The sequence below is a fragment of the Woeseia sp. D3-10 genome (assembly GCF_055809415.1).
Genome location: NZ_JBVVTW010000007.1, coordinates 1,178,503 through 1,193,881, shown reverse-complemented (window position 1 = coordinate 1,193,881; position 15,379 = coordinate 1,178,503). Strand labels below are relative to the sequence as shown.

Below are 15,379 nucleotides of genomic sequence, written 5' to 3'. Positions count from 1 at the left end.
CATGGCAGACCGAATACTGAAGCCGTTACCGTTAACGTCCGAACGCTTTGCGCCGTACGGCGATGTTGTGGGCGCCACGTCCACCGAACGCTCATCGATGAACGAAGCTCGCTTCGAACGTTTTGATGATCTGGCGCAGCTCGACATTGACGTAAGCGGCGATGGGCATGTGGCAGTGAGTATTGTCAGGTCACGTTCGGCCACGGTCTTGCCCTATCGTTTCGACATGATCGAGCGGCATCCGCTGGGCAGCCAGGCATTCATTCCGTTAGCGGGTTTTCGCTTTATCGTTGTCGTGGCGAAAGCCGGCGAAGCAGTTGACGTGGCGGACTTGCAGGCATTTGTTACCAACGGTGCGCAAGGCATTAACTATCATCGCGGAGTCTGGCACATGCCGTTGATCGCGCTGGCAGAGAATCAGGATTTTCTGCTCATTGATCGCGCCGGCAGCAGCCACAATTGCGAACAGCTGGTCCTGAGTGACGCCGTGATACTGCAGGCACCATGAGTCGCCGACGCAAGCTGGCGGCCTACCGCGCATCAATTCTGCATTGTTTGCAGGACCCGGGTTCTGCCGGCGCGGATGCCGTGGAGTATTTTGAGGACGGCATTCTGCTGGTGGCCAATGGCAAAGTGCAGGAAGTGGGTCCGGCGGCCGATGTCCTGCACAAGATGCCCGCCGATGCACCGATCAACGACTACCGCGGCAAACTGATCGTGCCGGGTTTCATCGACTGCCATGTGCACTTTCCGCAGATCGACATGATCGGCTCCTACGGTGAGCAGTTGCTGGAGTGGCTCGAGCGTTACGCGTACCCGGCCGAGCGGCGCTTTGTGGATGAAGCGTATGCGGAAGACACGGCTGACTATTTCACTCGGCAGTTGTTAAAAAACGGCACCACAACCGCGCTGGTGTTTGCGACGCTGCACCCGCAGTCGGTCAATGCGATATTCGCAGCAGCCGAGAAGCGCAACATGCGCCTGTTGTCAGGCAAGACACTGATGGACCACGGCTGTCCGGAAGACTTGCGCGACGATGCTGACAGTGGGGTCGATGCCAGTCGCGAGCTGATTGAGCGCTGGCACGGACAGGGCCGCCTCGGCTACGCCATTACGCCACGCTTTGCTGTGACCTCTACGGCCGAACAACTGGCCGCAGCCGGCCGCCTTGCCGCGGAGTTTCCTGATACCCACGTGCATACGCATCTTGCCGAGAATGCCGCTGAAGTGGCGGCAGTGGAAAAGCGGTTTGCCGACAAACGCAGTTACCTCGACGTTTATCATGCCAATGGCCTGCTGCGTGAGCGCTCCGTGTTCGCACACTGTCTGCACCTGAACGAAGAAGACCGGGCAGTGATGGCGAAACACGGTGGCGCGATGGCTTTTTGCCCGACGTCCAATCTGTTTCTGGGTAGTGGCTTGTTCGATCTCGCGGCAGCACGACAGCACAACATCAGGGTGGGTATGGGCAGTGATGTAGGGGGTGGCACCAGTCTCAATATGCTGCGCACGCTGGCGGAGGGTTACAAGGTCCTGCAACTGCAAGGCCAGTCCCTTTCGCCGTATCACGCGTTGTACCTTGCCACGCTGGGGGCCGCGCGGGCGCTGTATCTCAATGACCGAATCGGCAATTTTGCGGCCGGTCGCGAGGCTGACTTCGTCGTGCTGGATGACGGTGCAACCGAACTGACGGCGCGTCGCCGCGAACACGCAACAACCATTGAAGAGCGGTTGTTCGCGCTGTTAACGCTGGGCGATGATCGTGCCGTTGCGGCGACTTATGTGTACGGCGAGCCCGTTTACGCGAAGATCAGCTAAGCCAGATTAACGCTAGCTGTTGCCGCCGCCGGGTGCCAATTCACGGAGTCGCTCTATTACCGGCTGCAACTCGGGCTTGTGCGCCTTTAACTCGTCCACAGTGAGTCCGGACAGCTCGTACGGCAGGACCAGCCAGTCCTGAGTCTCGTGGAGGTAATAGTCGGGCGGGCGTACGGTCCGTTCTCCGGGCCGGTACCAGACAGCCGCTGTGCGGATGTCGTGCGGCAGGTTTCGGCGGGTTTTTCGGGTGAGTTCGTTAATGACCGCCTGGACACTCCTGCCCGTACCGTAGACGTCATCCACGATCAGCAACGAATGTTCGGCGCCCGTGTGTTCCAGCAGGTACTGCAGGCCGTGCACGCGTATGGCATCGGCTTTGTCGACCATTTGCGTGTAACTGGCCTGACCGGCATAAGACGTACGAATCGCAATGTGATCTGTGGCGATGCCGAAGTGCTCGAGACCTTCCTGCACAGCGATCCCGACGGCGCTGCCACCACGCCACAATCCGACGAGGAAGTCAGGTTGAAAGTTGGCCTCCGCGATTTTGCGCGCAAGGCGAAACGAATCGAGCAACAGGTCGTCGGCGGCAACGAAAGTTTTTTGCATGGGTTTTCAGCTCGGCTGGCAGGTGCTGTAGTATTGCGGCTTAGCCGCACAACGACAACCCTGCGCCCAAGTCGCGCTGAGGCAAACTGATGGAAAAGACCGTTCTCACCGCCGAGCAGCTATTGCAGGACTCATTTCGGCTTGGCGTCAAGATTCTGGAGAGCGGTTTCGAGCCAACCCTGATAATCGCCGTCTGGCGTGGCGGAACCCCGGTGGGGATGGCCGTTCAGGAAATCATGTCCTACTGCGGTGTGCATTCGGATCACATTGCCATTCGCACATCGTCGTACACCGGCGTTGATGAGCGCAGTACGGTCGCGGTGCATGGGCTGGACTACATTATCGACAAGATCTGCCACGACGATCGGGTGCTGATCGTTGATGATGTATTTGATACCGGCAATACGTTTAAAGCGGTGATCAACGAAATTCGGCTGCGCGCCAGGGCCAACAACCCTGAAGAGGTCCGGATGGCTGTGCCGTGGTACAAGCCGACCCGCAACGAAACGGACCTGGTGCCGGATTTTTACCTGTACGAGACCAGCGAATGGCTGGTATTTCCGCATGAACTGGACGCGCTGACGCCCGATGAGATGAAAGCAATCAAGCCTGAATTGCACGAAATCGTGTTCGGCGCTGGTGCGCCTGTCGGCTGACTCGCTGACGATGAACGCGATTTGCGTTTATTGCGGGTCATCGCCTGGCGTTCGCGACGACTATGCCCGCGCTGCCAAATCTCTTGCCGTTGCATTGACCGAGCGCGATCTCGCGCTGGTCTACGGTGGCGCGTCGAAAGGCATTATGGGCGTGCTGGCCGACGCGGTTCTCGAGCTGGGAGGCCGGGTAGTTGGCGTTATTCCAAAGGCCTTAAGTGACAAAGAAATTGCGCACCCGAATTTAAGCGAGTTGCACGTGGTGGCATCAATGCACGAACGCAAGGCGCTGATGGCTGAGCTGGCCGACGGCTTCATCGCGTTGCCTGGTGGCTTCGGGACGCTGGAAGAGATTATTGAGACCGTGACCTGGGCGCAGCTCGGGTTTCACAGCAAGCCGTGCGGGCTGCTCAATGTTGCCGGCTACTATGAACCTCTCCTCGCCTTCATCGACCGGTCGGTTGCAGAAGGCTTCGTCCGCCGTGAGCACCGGACTATGCTGATGGTAGAAGAGCGGCCGGAAACATTGCTGGAGAGCTTTGCCAGTTGCCAGCCGGTGCTACGGGACAAGTGGCAGACGTGAGGTAACACGAGCAATTGCAGATTGTCAGAGCCAAAAAAAGCCGCGCGATGCGCGGCTTTTTTTGTTTCTGGCGCTCGCTGATTTACCAGCGAATGTTCATCGCACTGTTCCGGCGGCGCTTGCGCATGCGGGTGTGCAAGGCAGCGCGCTTGTCGGACAGCCATTCTTCGCGGTTAACGTGCGTGTCTTCGTTCTTGGCGCGTCGGCGATTCTCTTCAGCGATACGGAAGCTGCAGAATTCTTCGTAGGAGCTGATTTCGTTCTTCAGTTCCTTCAGCACGATTTCCACGTATATGGCATCGTCCAGGAAGCCGAGTCCCGGTACTGAATCAGGAATGATGTCTTCCGGATCACAGAAGTAGACCAGTGCGCCTAACACACGTTTGCGGTCTTCGGCGCTCAACTGCCATTCAGTGTCGCCCAGCATGTTGATGACGACCTGCAGTTTGGTGAGGCGGTCGGAAATGAACTCGGGCAGATCAGAGGAGCGGGCCTCGTCGATCAGTTTTCTGGCGGCATCTTCGATCTGGTTGGCATTGTTGTCGCTTTCTATGGCCGATTTGGCCTTGTCCACGATCGCCTGAAAATGCTCTAGATCCTGGTCGCTCAGGGTAAAGGTAATGTCGAGAGGCATGTCTTACCGTCCTTATTTGATTTTTCGGTGGATTTCGGACCTGCTTTCACCTGGGCTGGCGGCACCCTGTGGTACCTGTAGTTCCCCCCAGCACCACCCACTGGGTGGGCCCGGCAAACGCAGTCCGGCAATTGTATACGGAACCGCTGCCAGCGGCTACGCGCGATCCATGGGTGGCTGCAGCCCTTGAAGCGCCGGGGGCCGCGCACCATACTCGCGGGCCCGATCACGCCAGCCTTGCCTGGAGACGCCCACAACCGTGTCGATGAGTACGCCGCTGCAGGTAATTGCCTGTAATCCCCCCTGTTTCAGCCCTGCCGAAGCCCGTGAGCTGGCTCAGGCTTACTACGGATTTAGCGCTGCACCGACGCTGCTGGTCAGCGAGCGGGACCAAAACTTTCTGCTGAAAGGGGCTGATTGCGGTCGTTGGGTGCTCAAGATAGCGAATGCGGATGAGGATCCGGCGGTTACCGTTTTTCAGATCAAAGCGTTGCAGCACATCGCCTCGCATGGCCGGGGCTTTGCCGCACCGGTGTTGCGTCCTACGCTCGATGGCGCGGACAGTGTTGTTGTCGAGCGTGATGGGGCCCGACACACGGTTCGCCTTGTGTCGTACCTGCAAGGCAAGCCGCTGGAGAACCGGCGTTTATCGGCGCCGCTCGCCAGGGCGGTTGGACGCACTCTCGCGCTGCTTGGGCAGGCACTGCAACATTTTTCACACCGTGGCCCGGCGCAGACGCTGCTTTGGGATATGAAGCACGCACTCGCGCTTCGGGAGTTGCTGGGATCGGTAAACGACCAGTCGATGCGTGCACAGCTCGCGGCCTGTCTGGATGATTTTGAGCGTTACGCGCTGCCGGCTTTCCCGGCGTTGCGCAGCCAGGTAATACACAACGATCTCAACCCGGGCAATATTCTGGTCAACGCTGAGCGTCCTGATGAAGTCGCGGGGGTTATTGATTTCGGCGATATGCAGTTCTCACCGTTGATTGTCGATGTCGCTGTTGCGGCGGCGTACTGGCGCAATAATGCCGGCGACCCCCTGGCGCTTATTGCAGAGCTAGTTGCCGGGTATCACGCAGTGACGCCGCTCAGCGCGACAGAAACCGGCCTGCTCTACGACCTCGTGTGCACGCGGCTTGCGACCACGGTGGCGATACTGGCGTGGCGTACCGGCCAGGGGCGGGAGGGTGATGATTACCTTAACGCGGCGACGGTTGCCGAGAGTAGTGCGGGTCCCTTCCTTGCCCGCCTGCGCGAGTTGCCGCGCGATGACGTCAGTCGACGTCTGCGGCAGGTATGCGCATCGGTGAGCGAGGGCGCAACGGTTTAGCCCGTGTTGTAAGGGTCGAATCCGCCGAGCTTGTCCTTGACCGGTTTGGGGCTGGCCTTCTTCGGCGACGTGTCCGGGATGTCCAGGATTTTGCGCAGCGCCTGGGTACTGACCAGTGATAAATCGTCGTCGTCCTGTTCCAGCGAGGGGCTGAGTTCGAGGACTACCTCGGCCGCCCGCGCCGGAGTTTCAGGGCTGGCATTGCTGTCGAGCAAGCTTTGCAGGTCATCGTCGTCAATGATGCGGAACATACCTGTGGCGCTGTCCTTGGCCAGGTAGCCGTTCGGATTGGTTGCGGCGAGTTCGGAAACAGCGTCTCGCTGTTGCTCGTCATCCGCTATCAGTTTCTTCAGAACCTGCGTTGAGATGAGCTCAAAATTGCAGGTTTCTATCGTATCGGTCCACACGGAACGCCCGCGATCGTCCACTGCGACTTTCTTCTTGACGTCACCTGGGCGCTGAATTTTCACTGTATCGGACATGGTCGGCTCCTTACCGGGTGTCGACTGTCGCACCAGTATACGGCGGGGAGGTGGGCTTTGTCAGCGAACTTTTTTGTAACAAGCCACTGATTTTATTGGGCCAAAACCCTCAAAGTCGGGGTGGCAGCCGGTACTTGTACGTTCGCCGAAGGATTTTGACCTGGCGGCGACCGGCTAATTTGTGCGCCAGGTCCGCGAAGCCGTTGCGGTACCTGCGTAGGCTTGGAATGACCTATTTCCGCAGGCCTTTGCGGCATGAACCCCGACGCTATTCTTACAGCCCTGTTTCTGACCAGTGCAAGCGGCTACTTGCTGCTGGCGGCGCGCCTCTGGCGTTTGGCTGATGTTGGCAATCGGCGGGTCAGTATTTCCTTTGGTTTGATTGCGGGCTTGATCGTAGCCGGCACAGCGCGTTTCCTCGCATTAAATGAGACGATGCTGTTGGTCGGTCGCATCAGTCATTTTACTGCCGCGGCCGTGCTGCCTTTCATTGCGTTGGTCATATTCCGGCATTACATAGGCCGCGCGCTGTCCCGCACATCTCTCGGGCTGCTGGCAATTGTTCCGATCGCATCGATCATCGTTGCATTGACGAACCCGTTGCACGGCTGGCTCTGGCAAAACGGCGTGAACTCGGCGCTGCAGGCATGGGGCCCCTGGTTCCTCTATGTGCACGCACCGTACAGCTACCTGTTGCTTTCGACCTCGATGTTGTCGCTGGTGCTGCACAGCAAGGCCGTTATTCCGGGGAGTCGCAGTACTATCCTGTTGCTGGCGACCATCGTGTTCGTCGTGTTTGCGGCATTGATCAGCCATGACTTCGGCGCAGGCGTTACTGCGGCCGTCACGCTGCCGGCGGTGCTGGCCATTCTGCTTCCTGCTTTCGCCTGGCTGGTGTTTCAGGCGCAGGTTGTTGAGTTCGTGCCATTGGCGTACGAGACCGTTTTCCAGAACATGCACGACCCCGTCGTAGTGGTAGATGAGCGGCAACGCGTTATCGGCTTGAATCGCGGCGCCGAGCGGTTGTTGAAAGTTAGTGAGACCGATGCGCTTCGAGTGTCCTTGCGTTCATTGTTCGGTACGGACATGCCAGAGATTTATGACGCACTGAAGACCGGCCTGCCACAAAAAATGCTGACCTCCACCGGACGCTTTCTGCACCTGCAAACATCGCCGTTGCACGACCGGCGCAATGGCGGTCGCACCGGTCAGGTGTTGATGTTTCGCGATGTAAGTGATGTCGAGCAAGCGCAGCAGGACGTGCGTACCAGCGAGAAATTGCTACGGACGTTGATCGATCACTCGGTTAACGGCGTGGTACGCCTGCGCTGGTCGACGGAATCCGGCTGCCGGCGATTGCACTGTGTCTTTGCCAATGGGGCCGCCGGGCGATTCCTGCGCGTGAGTCCGGTGAGCATGCTTAATCGGCCTGCCGGCGAAATCATCGAGCTCGCCTGCAGTGGCATGTCGGCTGACGATGCGCGGGCTACGGTCGATAAGTTCCTGAGTGAAACGGCGCAGGGCGAGGTGGTCGATTTCGAGGCTTGCGTACACAGCCGTACCGACGGGAAGTGGTTGCGCGTCATTGGTGAGCCGGTTGGCGACAATGTGGCGGTTACGTTCGTCGATGTTACGGACCGCAAGGCCAAGGAATTGCAGATGGAGTCCATCGCCTGGTCGGACCCGTTGACCGGCGTGCTCAATCGGCGCGGCTTCGAGCGGGACGCCGCGCGCCGACTGTCAGACAGTGCCGACTCGGCCAGCGGCGCGTTGTTGTTCGTCGATCTGAACGACTTCAAGAAAATCAACGATCGCTGTGGGCACGAAGTGGGCGACAGGCTCCTGACCATCGCGGCGGATCGTTTGCGCAAGACGCTGCGCAGTTGCGACATCATTGGTCGGCCCGGTGGTGATGAGTTCGTCGCCTTGGTGCCGGATGTCTCTTCCGAACAGGCCGATACTCTCGCTGCCAGCCTGAGCCAGACTCTGGAGCAGCCGTACCGTATCGGTGACGCCCGGCTGCGTTGCTCGGCGAGTATCGGCATGGCGCTCTATCCGCAGCATGCGAATACGCTGACGGGGCTAATGAGGGCCGCTGATCAGGCGATGTACCGCGCTAAGGAGCGCAGCCGCGGTGTTACCGAAATGCACCGGGCAGATTTCCTGGAAAAAGCCGGCTAAACCGGACGCGAAAGCGATCCTCCACCCGCGGCGCGCCATTCCTGACTGTGTCCCGCTTAATCACCCCATTTGAGCTGAGTATCTGGCGGCCAGCCGCTTGCCGTATGCGGCCGAGTTATCGCGGACTTGCCGACCGCCCGAGGCCCCATTCAGCGAGGTATTTCCGGCGTGTGTTGCTAAAACAACACGCTATAAATATTAGTAAACTCCATATAATTCAATAATTAATAGTATTTGCTCGCGAATTTGTTGTGTTAGTGGTGAATACTATTAGACGCCGTGACGGCGGCGGCATAAGATGTTGCAAAACCGGACTGCAAGATCCGGTCGGTTGTTCGTCAATTTTGTATGCATAGGGGAAGGTCATGAAAGAGATTTCATTGCAGCGCATTCGCAACCCGATAAGTGCTGCAGTACAGCTAGCTTTGTTCGCCACCGCACCTGCGTCGATCTCATACGCTCAGAACTCGGAAGTTGGAGAACTGATGATCGAAGAGATCATCGTGACGTCCCGCAAACGCGAAGAATCGCTGGTTGAGGTCCCGATGAATATCGCGACCGTCAACGCACAGGAAATTCTGGCGCGCAACCTCTTCAAGAAAGAAGACATCTACCGAACGGTAGCCGGTGCTGCGAGCCCGCGCGGGCAATTGATTCTGCGTGGCCTGTCCGGCGGCAACGATTCAACACCGGACACGACGAGCGCCTGGACCGACGATATCCCCTACGACTCCAGCGACCTGTTCGACGTGCAGCGTGTGGAAGTATTGCGCGGACCGCAGGGCACCCTGTTCGGCTCGAACGCGATCGGCGGTACGGTTCGTATCATCACCAACAAGCCGAATTTCGATAAGTTTGAAGTCTTTGGTGCGACCGTCATTGGTGACGAAGTCAATCGCTCAGGCACAGCAACGCGGGTCTATGCCGGCGTCAACATTCCGATCAGTGACACCGTTGCCGCACGCGTCATTGGCAGCTACGGCCATAAAGACGGAAAGATCCGCAATACCTTTACCAACAACGATGGCCGCGAAGAAGACCATTTCTTCCGCGCTCAGCTGATGTTTCAACCCACTGATGACTGGAACATCAACCTGACGTTCATTAACGAACGTGAGCAGACTTCGGGTTATGACTATGCTGACCGTTCGACACCGGGCTACTACTACGAGGCCGAACTGACCGAGAACCCGGCTGCAACTTATGGCTACGACGTTGCACTGACCTTCCCGGATTGCCCTAACGTCACGGACGAGCGCGCAGCGTGCCGTACCGGTGGTCAGGTCGATAACGCGAAGTTTTCGGTCTGGGAGACGCTTGACCCCTGGACCGACGACAAGAAAGACGTATTCTCGGTACGAGTGGCCAAAGACAATGTATTCGCCGGTGCGGATCTTGTTTACGCCGGTGCCTTCCAGAAGTACGAGCACGATTCGCTCGACAATTGGTCGCGTAACGACGCGAATGACATGTTCCGGACCTGGATTATCAACGATGACGGCTACGATCGTACTTCTCACGAACTACGTTTGCAGTCCAATGGCGATGGCCCGTTTGAATGGACGGTTGGTGCGTTCTTCGATGAGACGGACTGGAAGAGCACGCCCAATGGTCAGTGGCAGTATCACGCCAGCGACAATCGCAGCCGGGCCATAGCCGAGTACTTGTGGGGCTACTACTGGGGCCTTGGCGATCCGACTCAGATCGGAATTGATCTGTACGGCGATCCGACCAAAAACTACAACTACAACCAGATCAGGTACAACAGCAAGGAAACGGCCCTCTTTGGCGAGATCGGCTACACCTTCGAGCTAAGTAATGGTCAAAGCCTCGAGTTTACCGCGGGCATACGTAACTATGATCTGAAAGACGACATACACACTGAGGTCTCCGGTATCTGGATCGGTCCGGATGCGCAGCAGACGATTACCAATGACGGTGAGGACGGCAACCGATACAAGTTCGCCGCGTCATGGATGCCGAACGATTCCATGTCGATTTTCGCGCTTTACTCAGAGGGCTATCGTCCGGGCGGTAACAATGGTCCGAACGCGCCAAATGATTGCCTCGGCGATACAAACATTGGTGGTTACGTCGATCGCTATCAGTCAGACCAGATCGAGAATACTGAGATCGGCTTCAAGGGGCTTGCCTTCGAGCGCCGCTTCCAGTTCTCGGCAGCGGTTTACCGTATCGACTGGACTGGTGTTCAGGCCAGCGTTTACATGCCGAGTTGCGGCTTCAGCTATACCGCAAACGCAGCATCCGCGGTGTCTGAAGGCATCGAATTCGAGAGTACAACCTTACTGACCGACAACCTCCAGTTACAGATCAATGCGGCGTATACAGACTCTCGCATGACCTCCGATGTGCCCACTCTCGGTGCGGAAAACGGCGACAGCATGACGATGGTGCCGGAGTACAACTTCTATATCGCGCTCGATCAGGCCGTGAATGTCTGGAATCGTGAAGGTTCGGTCCGGCTCGACTATGCCGGGTACGGTGAATACAAATCACACTTCAACACCAAGGACGAGGATGTATCCCCGGCCTACGAAGTGCTGAATTTGTCCACCAGCCTTGACCTGAATGATAATGTTCGCCTCGGCTTCTACGTCAACAACGTGCTGAATGACGAAATCATTACCTACAAGAGAAGTAGACTGCGTGGTGACTGGGCGCTTGGCGATCAGTATTACTACTACGGTGAACAGCGTGCTTACTCGTTGCGGTTTGATTTCACGTTCTGACAGTTCGCAACGCAAACCAGAACGGCGAGCCATCTGGCTCGCCGTTTTGCATTTGGCGGCAGGTAATTCAGCGTGAGTGGCGACCCGCAGGCGTTTTACCAGCAAGTGTCCGAGCTGATTCGCAGCGGTCGCAGCGCGGATGCGGTCGCAAAGCTTCGTGTATGGCTACAGGCGCAGCCGGCCGACCCGGTCGGCACCAGCATGTTGGGTTCGGCACTGTTACGCAGTGATCAGCCGGACGAGGCCGTTGAGGTTTTTCGCGCGGCCTGCGAGCGCAATCCCGATTCGTTTGCTGCGTTCGGCGACCTAGGGTTCGCTTGCGTTCGAACTGATCGTGAAGACGAGGCGCTGTCGGCGTTTCAGCGAGCGGTAGAGCTGAACCCGGATTTCTATCATGGCTGGTGTTACCTGAGCCGCCTGCAGTTCGGCCGCAATGAGCTCAAGGCATCACGGGCCTCCTTCGAGCGCGCTGAAACCTGCGATCCTTTACTGGAATCTTTTCACGATGTGCAGCAACTGATGCGCGCGGAAAAATTCGCAGAAGCCGAACAGCGCTGCCGCACCTTGCTCAACACCCAGCCGGGCTACCCGCGAGCCGCGTACACCCTGGCGCAACTTGCCGCGCGCGTCGGCGCGTTCGAGGAGGGTGGCGAAATTCTGCAAAGTGCTATCGCTATTTATCCAGCTGATGTGAATTTGCGTGCTGCCTATGTGGTCAGTCAGGAAGAAGCAGGGCGCTACAGTCGTGCGTTGGCGGCGGCACAGGAGGTCGTCGCGTTCGAACCCGATAAGCTCGCTTCCTGGTTGATACTCGGCCGCGTGCACGGTCATTGCGGCAATTACAGCGAAGCGCTTGCAGGCTACGACACGGCGCTGGGGTTGTGTGCGAATGACCCGAAGTTGATCGGCAACGTGCAGCTGCTGCGCGGTCATATCCTGAAAATTCTCGGCCGATACGAAGACAGTGTGGCGGCATATCGCAGCAGTATTGCCAGCAGTGAGAATAACGGTGCTGGCTGGTGGGGCCTGGCCGACATGAAGACCGTGACGTTCTCAGATGCGGATATCGTCGCACTGCAATCTTTGCTGGCCAACGAGTCGGCAAAGAATGCACAGCGAACACAAGCGGCATTCGCGCTCGGCAAGGCATTCGAAGACCGCGCCAGCTACGCCGAGGCTTTCGACAGCTATGCCCAGGCAAACGCCATGCGCGATGGCGTCAATTTCAGCACGGAACAGCAGCGTCAGGGCGTTGCGGAAATTGTTCGGGCGTTTGATGCGTCGGGACTTACCGTACAAGCGGAACCGCGTCCGCACGGTCCTCGACCGATTTTTATCGTTGGTCTGCCACGTTCCGGCTCGACACTGATTGAACAAATACTCGCGAGCCATACGCAGGTGGAAGGCACGATGGAGCTCGCGACGCTGCCCGATATCGTGCGTCGAATTACGATCGACGGCGGTAAACGCAATATCGAATACCCGTCGTCAATGGTGTGTTTTTCCGCTGCCGAACTGGCCGCGTACGGGCAGTCCTATCTCGATGACACGGCGATGTACCGCAGCGACAAATCTTATTTCATCGACAAGCTGCCTACCAATTTCGACAAGATCGGCCTCATACACAAGATCCTGCCGGATGCCATCGTCATCGATGCGCGCCGGCATCCGCTTGACTGTGGTTTCAGTGCGTTCAAGCAGCATTTTGCCGGCGGTCATTTGTGGAGTTACCAGCTGGAGCATATCGCGGCGTACTACAACAGCTACCTCGCGCTGATGGATCACTGGGATCGGGTGCTCGCCGGCAAGGTGCTGTGCATGCTCTACGAAGACGTCGTTGCTGATACGGAAGCGGCTGTGCGCCGCTTGTTGCAACATTGCGAACTCCCTTACGAGGAATCCTGTTTGCGCTTTTTCGAGAACCGACGACCGGTGCGTACGGCGAGCAGCGAGCAGGTGCGGCAACCGATTTATCGCAAAGGGGTTGCACACTGGCGGCATTTTGAGAGCCAGTTGCAACCGCTTATTGACGCGCTGGGCGAGGAAACCCTCGCCCGTTTCGAGCGCTGACTACTCGCCGCGTACGCGACTGTCGTACCAGTCGAGGTAACGCTGATAGCGGTCGCTGATAAAGCTCGGCCGCGCAAAGCCGTGTGACTCACCCGGATAGACAACGAGCTGGGTATCGATGCCACGCCGTTTCAATGCCTGATACAACTGTTCGGAGTTGGCGATCGGCACGTTCCAGTCTTCCTTGCCGCCCATGATCAGCGTAGGCGTGGTGACTTTGTCGACATCATTGAACGGCGAGATTGCTTCCCAGGCTTCGCGGTTTTCCCAGGGCAGGCCCAGTTCCTTTTCCCATTCGTGCTGGTAGTGATCGTGACCGTAGTTGGCCACATACAACACCTCGCTGGCACCGGTGATCGCGCCTTTGAAACGAGTGGACTTGGTAATGACGTAGTTGGTCAGAATGCCGCCGTAAGACCAGCCGCCAACGCCCAGTCGGTCCGGGTCCGCATAGCCATTCTCGATGGCGTAGTCGACTGCCGCCGATACATCTTCAAAATCCGGGTTGCCCCAGTTGGCCCACAGTGCGGCTGAGAAGTCCTGACCGTAACCGCTGGAGCCGCGCGGGTTGGAGATTACGACCACGTAACCATTTGCCGCGAACAGTTGCGCGTCGGCATTGAATGAGAAGTCGTACTGCGATACCGGTCCACCGTGAATGCGCAGGATAGTCGGGTAACGACGGCGCGGGTTGTAGTCCGGTGGTGTGAAGATGAAGCCCTCGACTTCTGTGCCATCTTTGCTTGGGAAGGTAATGTTCTTCACCTCGGCAAGCTGCACAGCATTCAATACCTCGTCATTGGAATGTGTGAGACGGCTCTGCCGGTTGCCTTGTAGCAGGAACACTTCGTCCGGCATGTGCGGCGACGAGACGGTCGCGGCAATGTCGCCGGCGCTGTTGATGTCGAACCGGCCGACGCTGAGCTGGCCCTGAATTGGTCGGCTGATGGCGTTGCTGCCGAGGTCATACAGTGCCAGGTGCTGCTCGGCGCTGTCTTCTACGACGAAATAGATGGCCTTGCCACCCGCTGCGAACCGGGGCGAGCTCACATTACGGTCGAGATCGGCGGTCAGCACGCGCGGATTGCCACCGCGTGCGGGAATGACTGCAAGGTGATTGGTCGCGTACCAGATCAGCTCGGGTTCCACGACCGTAACGTACGCAAGCTGTCTGCCATCGTCGCTCCAGGCCGGTGCATAGTCCGCGCCGGGATTGCGCGTGACCTGGCGAGCGTTGCGCTCCGCCTGGTCGCCCGTTGCAGTTACCACCCAGATATCACTGTTGTCGCTGCTATCGGGGTCCTCGGTACGATTACTGACAAACGCAATTTCCTGACCGTCCGGTCGCCATGCTGGCTGACTATCGTCGTAATCGCCAAAGGTGAGTTGCAGCGGTGTGCCGTCGCGTTCATTGAGGACGTACAGGTGTACACGGCTGCGGTCGAGGTAATCGACACCGTCACGCTTGAACTGCAGGCGGTCGATAACCCACGGCATGGGTTTTGGTTCTTCGCCGACCTCTTTGGCGCGCAAGGCTTCCAGCCCTTCAGCGTTTTGGTCTTTGATCAACAGCCACATGCGCTGACTGTCGGGTGCCCAGCCGTAGTCGCTGACCCCTTGTTCGACGCTGGTATAGGCCTGCGGCTCACCGCCACGCCGGTCCAGTGTCCAGACCTGCGGTTTCGCGTCTTCGTCGCCGGCTTTGCCCGCCAGATACGAAATGTAGCGCCCATCCGGGCTCCACGCGGGATTCGAAACCGATCGATCGGTTGAGGTGAGTTGCACGGTCTCCGAGCCGTCGGCTGACACCATGCGCAGGCTGCTGACCTTCTCGTCCTTTTCGCTGTCGACCTGTTCGACGATATAAGCGACCCAGGCACCGTCGGGGCTGATTACGGGATCCGAGACATGCGTGAGTGCCAGAATATCGTCAATAGTCAGTGCCCTATCGGGGCTTGCAGTCTGTGCGCTGGCGGCACTGGCGAATAACAGGGCGAAGAGTACCGCGGTGACAGGCCGGAACGACAAGTAGCGAAAGTGCATCAGCTATTTCCTCTTGTTAGGGGGCGCGCCGGCACAGCCTGCTGGCTGCGTGTCTCGGTGCGCAACAGAAGCATCTTACGACCAGATGGCGGATTAGCGTAGTGCCTTCTCAAAGCATGGAATTCGTCATCGCCGGGCAGTGGCCGCGCGGTCCGCATACTTCCACGCGCATCGTGATCAGGCCGGTATACTCCCTGCCTATGCAAACGAATCAATCCATGGA

Annotated in this window: 12 protein-coding genes; 8 read left to right on the top strand and 4 right to left on the bottom strand. The window is 58.1% G+C overall.

The genetic code is table 11. The features are described from left to right. Position 1 precedes the first annotated feature (1 nt). Positions 2-508, top strand: a complete 507-nt coding sequence (locus tag AC0L8N_RS06140) for an ureidoglycolate lyase (RefSeq protein WP_473666689.1) — start codon at positions 2-4, stop codon at positions 506-508. Beyond that, positions 505-1,818, top strand: a complete 1,314-nt coding sequence (gene guaD, locus AC0L8N_RS06135) for a guanine deaminase (protein ID WP_473666688.1) — start codon at positions 505-507, stop codon at positions 1,816-1,818. Before AC0L8N_RS06140 ends, guaD begins: the two co-directional genes overlap by 4 nt. A 12-nt stretch (positions 1,819-1,830) precedes the next feature. Here guaD and AC0L8N_RS06130 read toward each other — a convergent pair whose 3' ends face one another. Further along, positions 1,831-2,427, bottom strand: coding sequence for a phosphoribosyltransferase (locus tag AC0L8N_RS06130; protein WP_473666687.1), 597 nt, complete (start codon positions 2,425-2,427; stop codon positions 1,831-1,833). 89 nt (positions 2,428-2,516) lie between these two features. Here AC0L8N_RS06130 and AC0L8N_RS06125 point away from each other — a divergent pair, with 89 nt between their 5' ends. Beyond that, a complete protein-coding gene (locus AC0L8N_RS06125; RefSeq protein ID WP_473666686.1) occupies positions 2,517-3,083 on the top strand; it encodes a phosphoribosyltransferase in 567 nt (188 codons plus the stop codon). A 10-nt stretch (positions 3,084-3,093) separates the two neighbouring features. After that, positions 3,094-3,663, top strand: a complete 570-nt coding sequence (locus tag AC0L8N_RS06120) for an LOG family protein (RefSeq protein ID WP_473666685.1) — start codon at positions 3,094-3,096, stop codon at positions 3,661-3,663. 82 nt (positions 3,664-3,745) lie between these two features. On the opposite strand, the gene AC0L8N_RS06115 is transcribed toward AC0L8N_RS06120, so the two are convergent. Further along, positions 3,746-4,297, bottom strand: a complete 552-nt coding sequence (locus AC0L8N_RS06115) for a YkvA family protein (protein WP_473666684.1) — start codon at positions 4,295-4,297, stop codon at positions 3,746-3,748. A gap of 265 nt (positions 4,298-4,562) precedes the next feature. Here AC0L8N_RS06115 and AC0L8N_RS06110 point away from each other — a divergent pair, with 265 nt between their 5' ends. Next, positions 4,563-5,630 (top strand): phosphotransferase, encoded by a 1,068-nt coding sequence (locus AC0L8N_RS06110; RefSeq protein ID WP_473666683.1) that lies wholly within the window; start codon positions 4,563-4,565, stop codon positions 5,628-5,630. Here AC0L8N_RS06110 and AC0L8N_RS06105 read toward each other — a convergent pair. Continuing rightward, positions 5,627-6,112 carry a hypothetical protein gene (locus AC0L8N_RS06105; protein ID WP_473666682.1) on the bottom strand — a complete coding sequence of 162 codons (486 nt, stop codon included), beginning with the start codon at positions 6,110-6,112 and terminating at the stop codon, positions 5,627-5,629. The genes AC0L8N_RS06110 and AC0L8N_RS06105 overlap by 4 nt on opposite strands. Before the next feature lie 255 nt (positions 6,113-6,367). Here AC0L8N_RS06105 and AC0L8N_RS06100 point away from each other — a divergent pair, with 255 nt between their 5' ends. From AC0L8N_RS06100 to AC0L8N_RS06090, 3 genes are all read left to right on the top strand, one after another. Beyond that, positions 6,368-8,293, top strand: coding sequence for a diguanylate cyclase domain-containing protein (locus AC0L8N_RS06100; RefSeq protein WP_473666681.1), 1,926 nt, complete (start codon positions 6,368-6,370; stop codon positions 8,291-8,293). A gap of 365 nt (positions 8,294-8,658) precedes the next feature. Further along, a complete protein-coding gene (locus AC0L8N_RS06095) occupies positions 8,659-11,043 on the top strand; it encodes a TonB-dependent receptor (RefSeq protein WP_473666680.1) in 2,385 nt (794 codons plus the stop codon). A gap of 72 nt (positions 11,044-11,115) precedes the next feature. Further along, the gene (locus tag AC0L8N_RS06090) at positions 11,116-13,113 is read left to right on the top strand and encodes a sulfotransferase (RefSeq protein WP_473666679.1); all 1,998 of its coding nucleotides are present in this window, start codon (positions 11,116-11,118) and stop codon (positions 13,111-13,113) included. Here the strand turns inward: AC0L8N_RS06090 and AC0L8N_RS06085 are convergent, their stop codons facing one another. Beyond that, entirely contained in the window at positions 13,114-15,156 is a 2,043-nt protein-coding gene (locus AC0L8N_RS06085) for a S9 family peptidase (RefSeq protein WP_473666678.1), read from the bottom strand. Positions 15,157-15,379 lie beyond the last annotated feature (223 nt).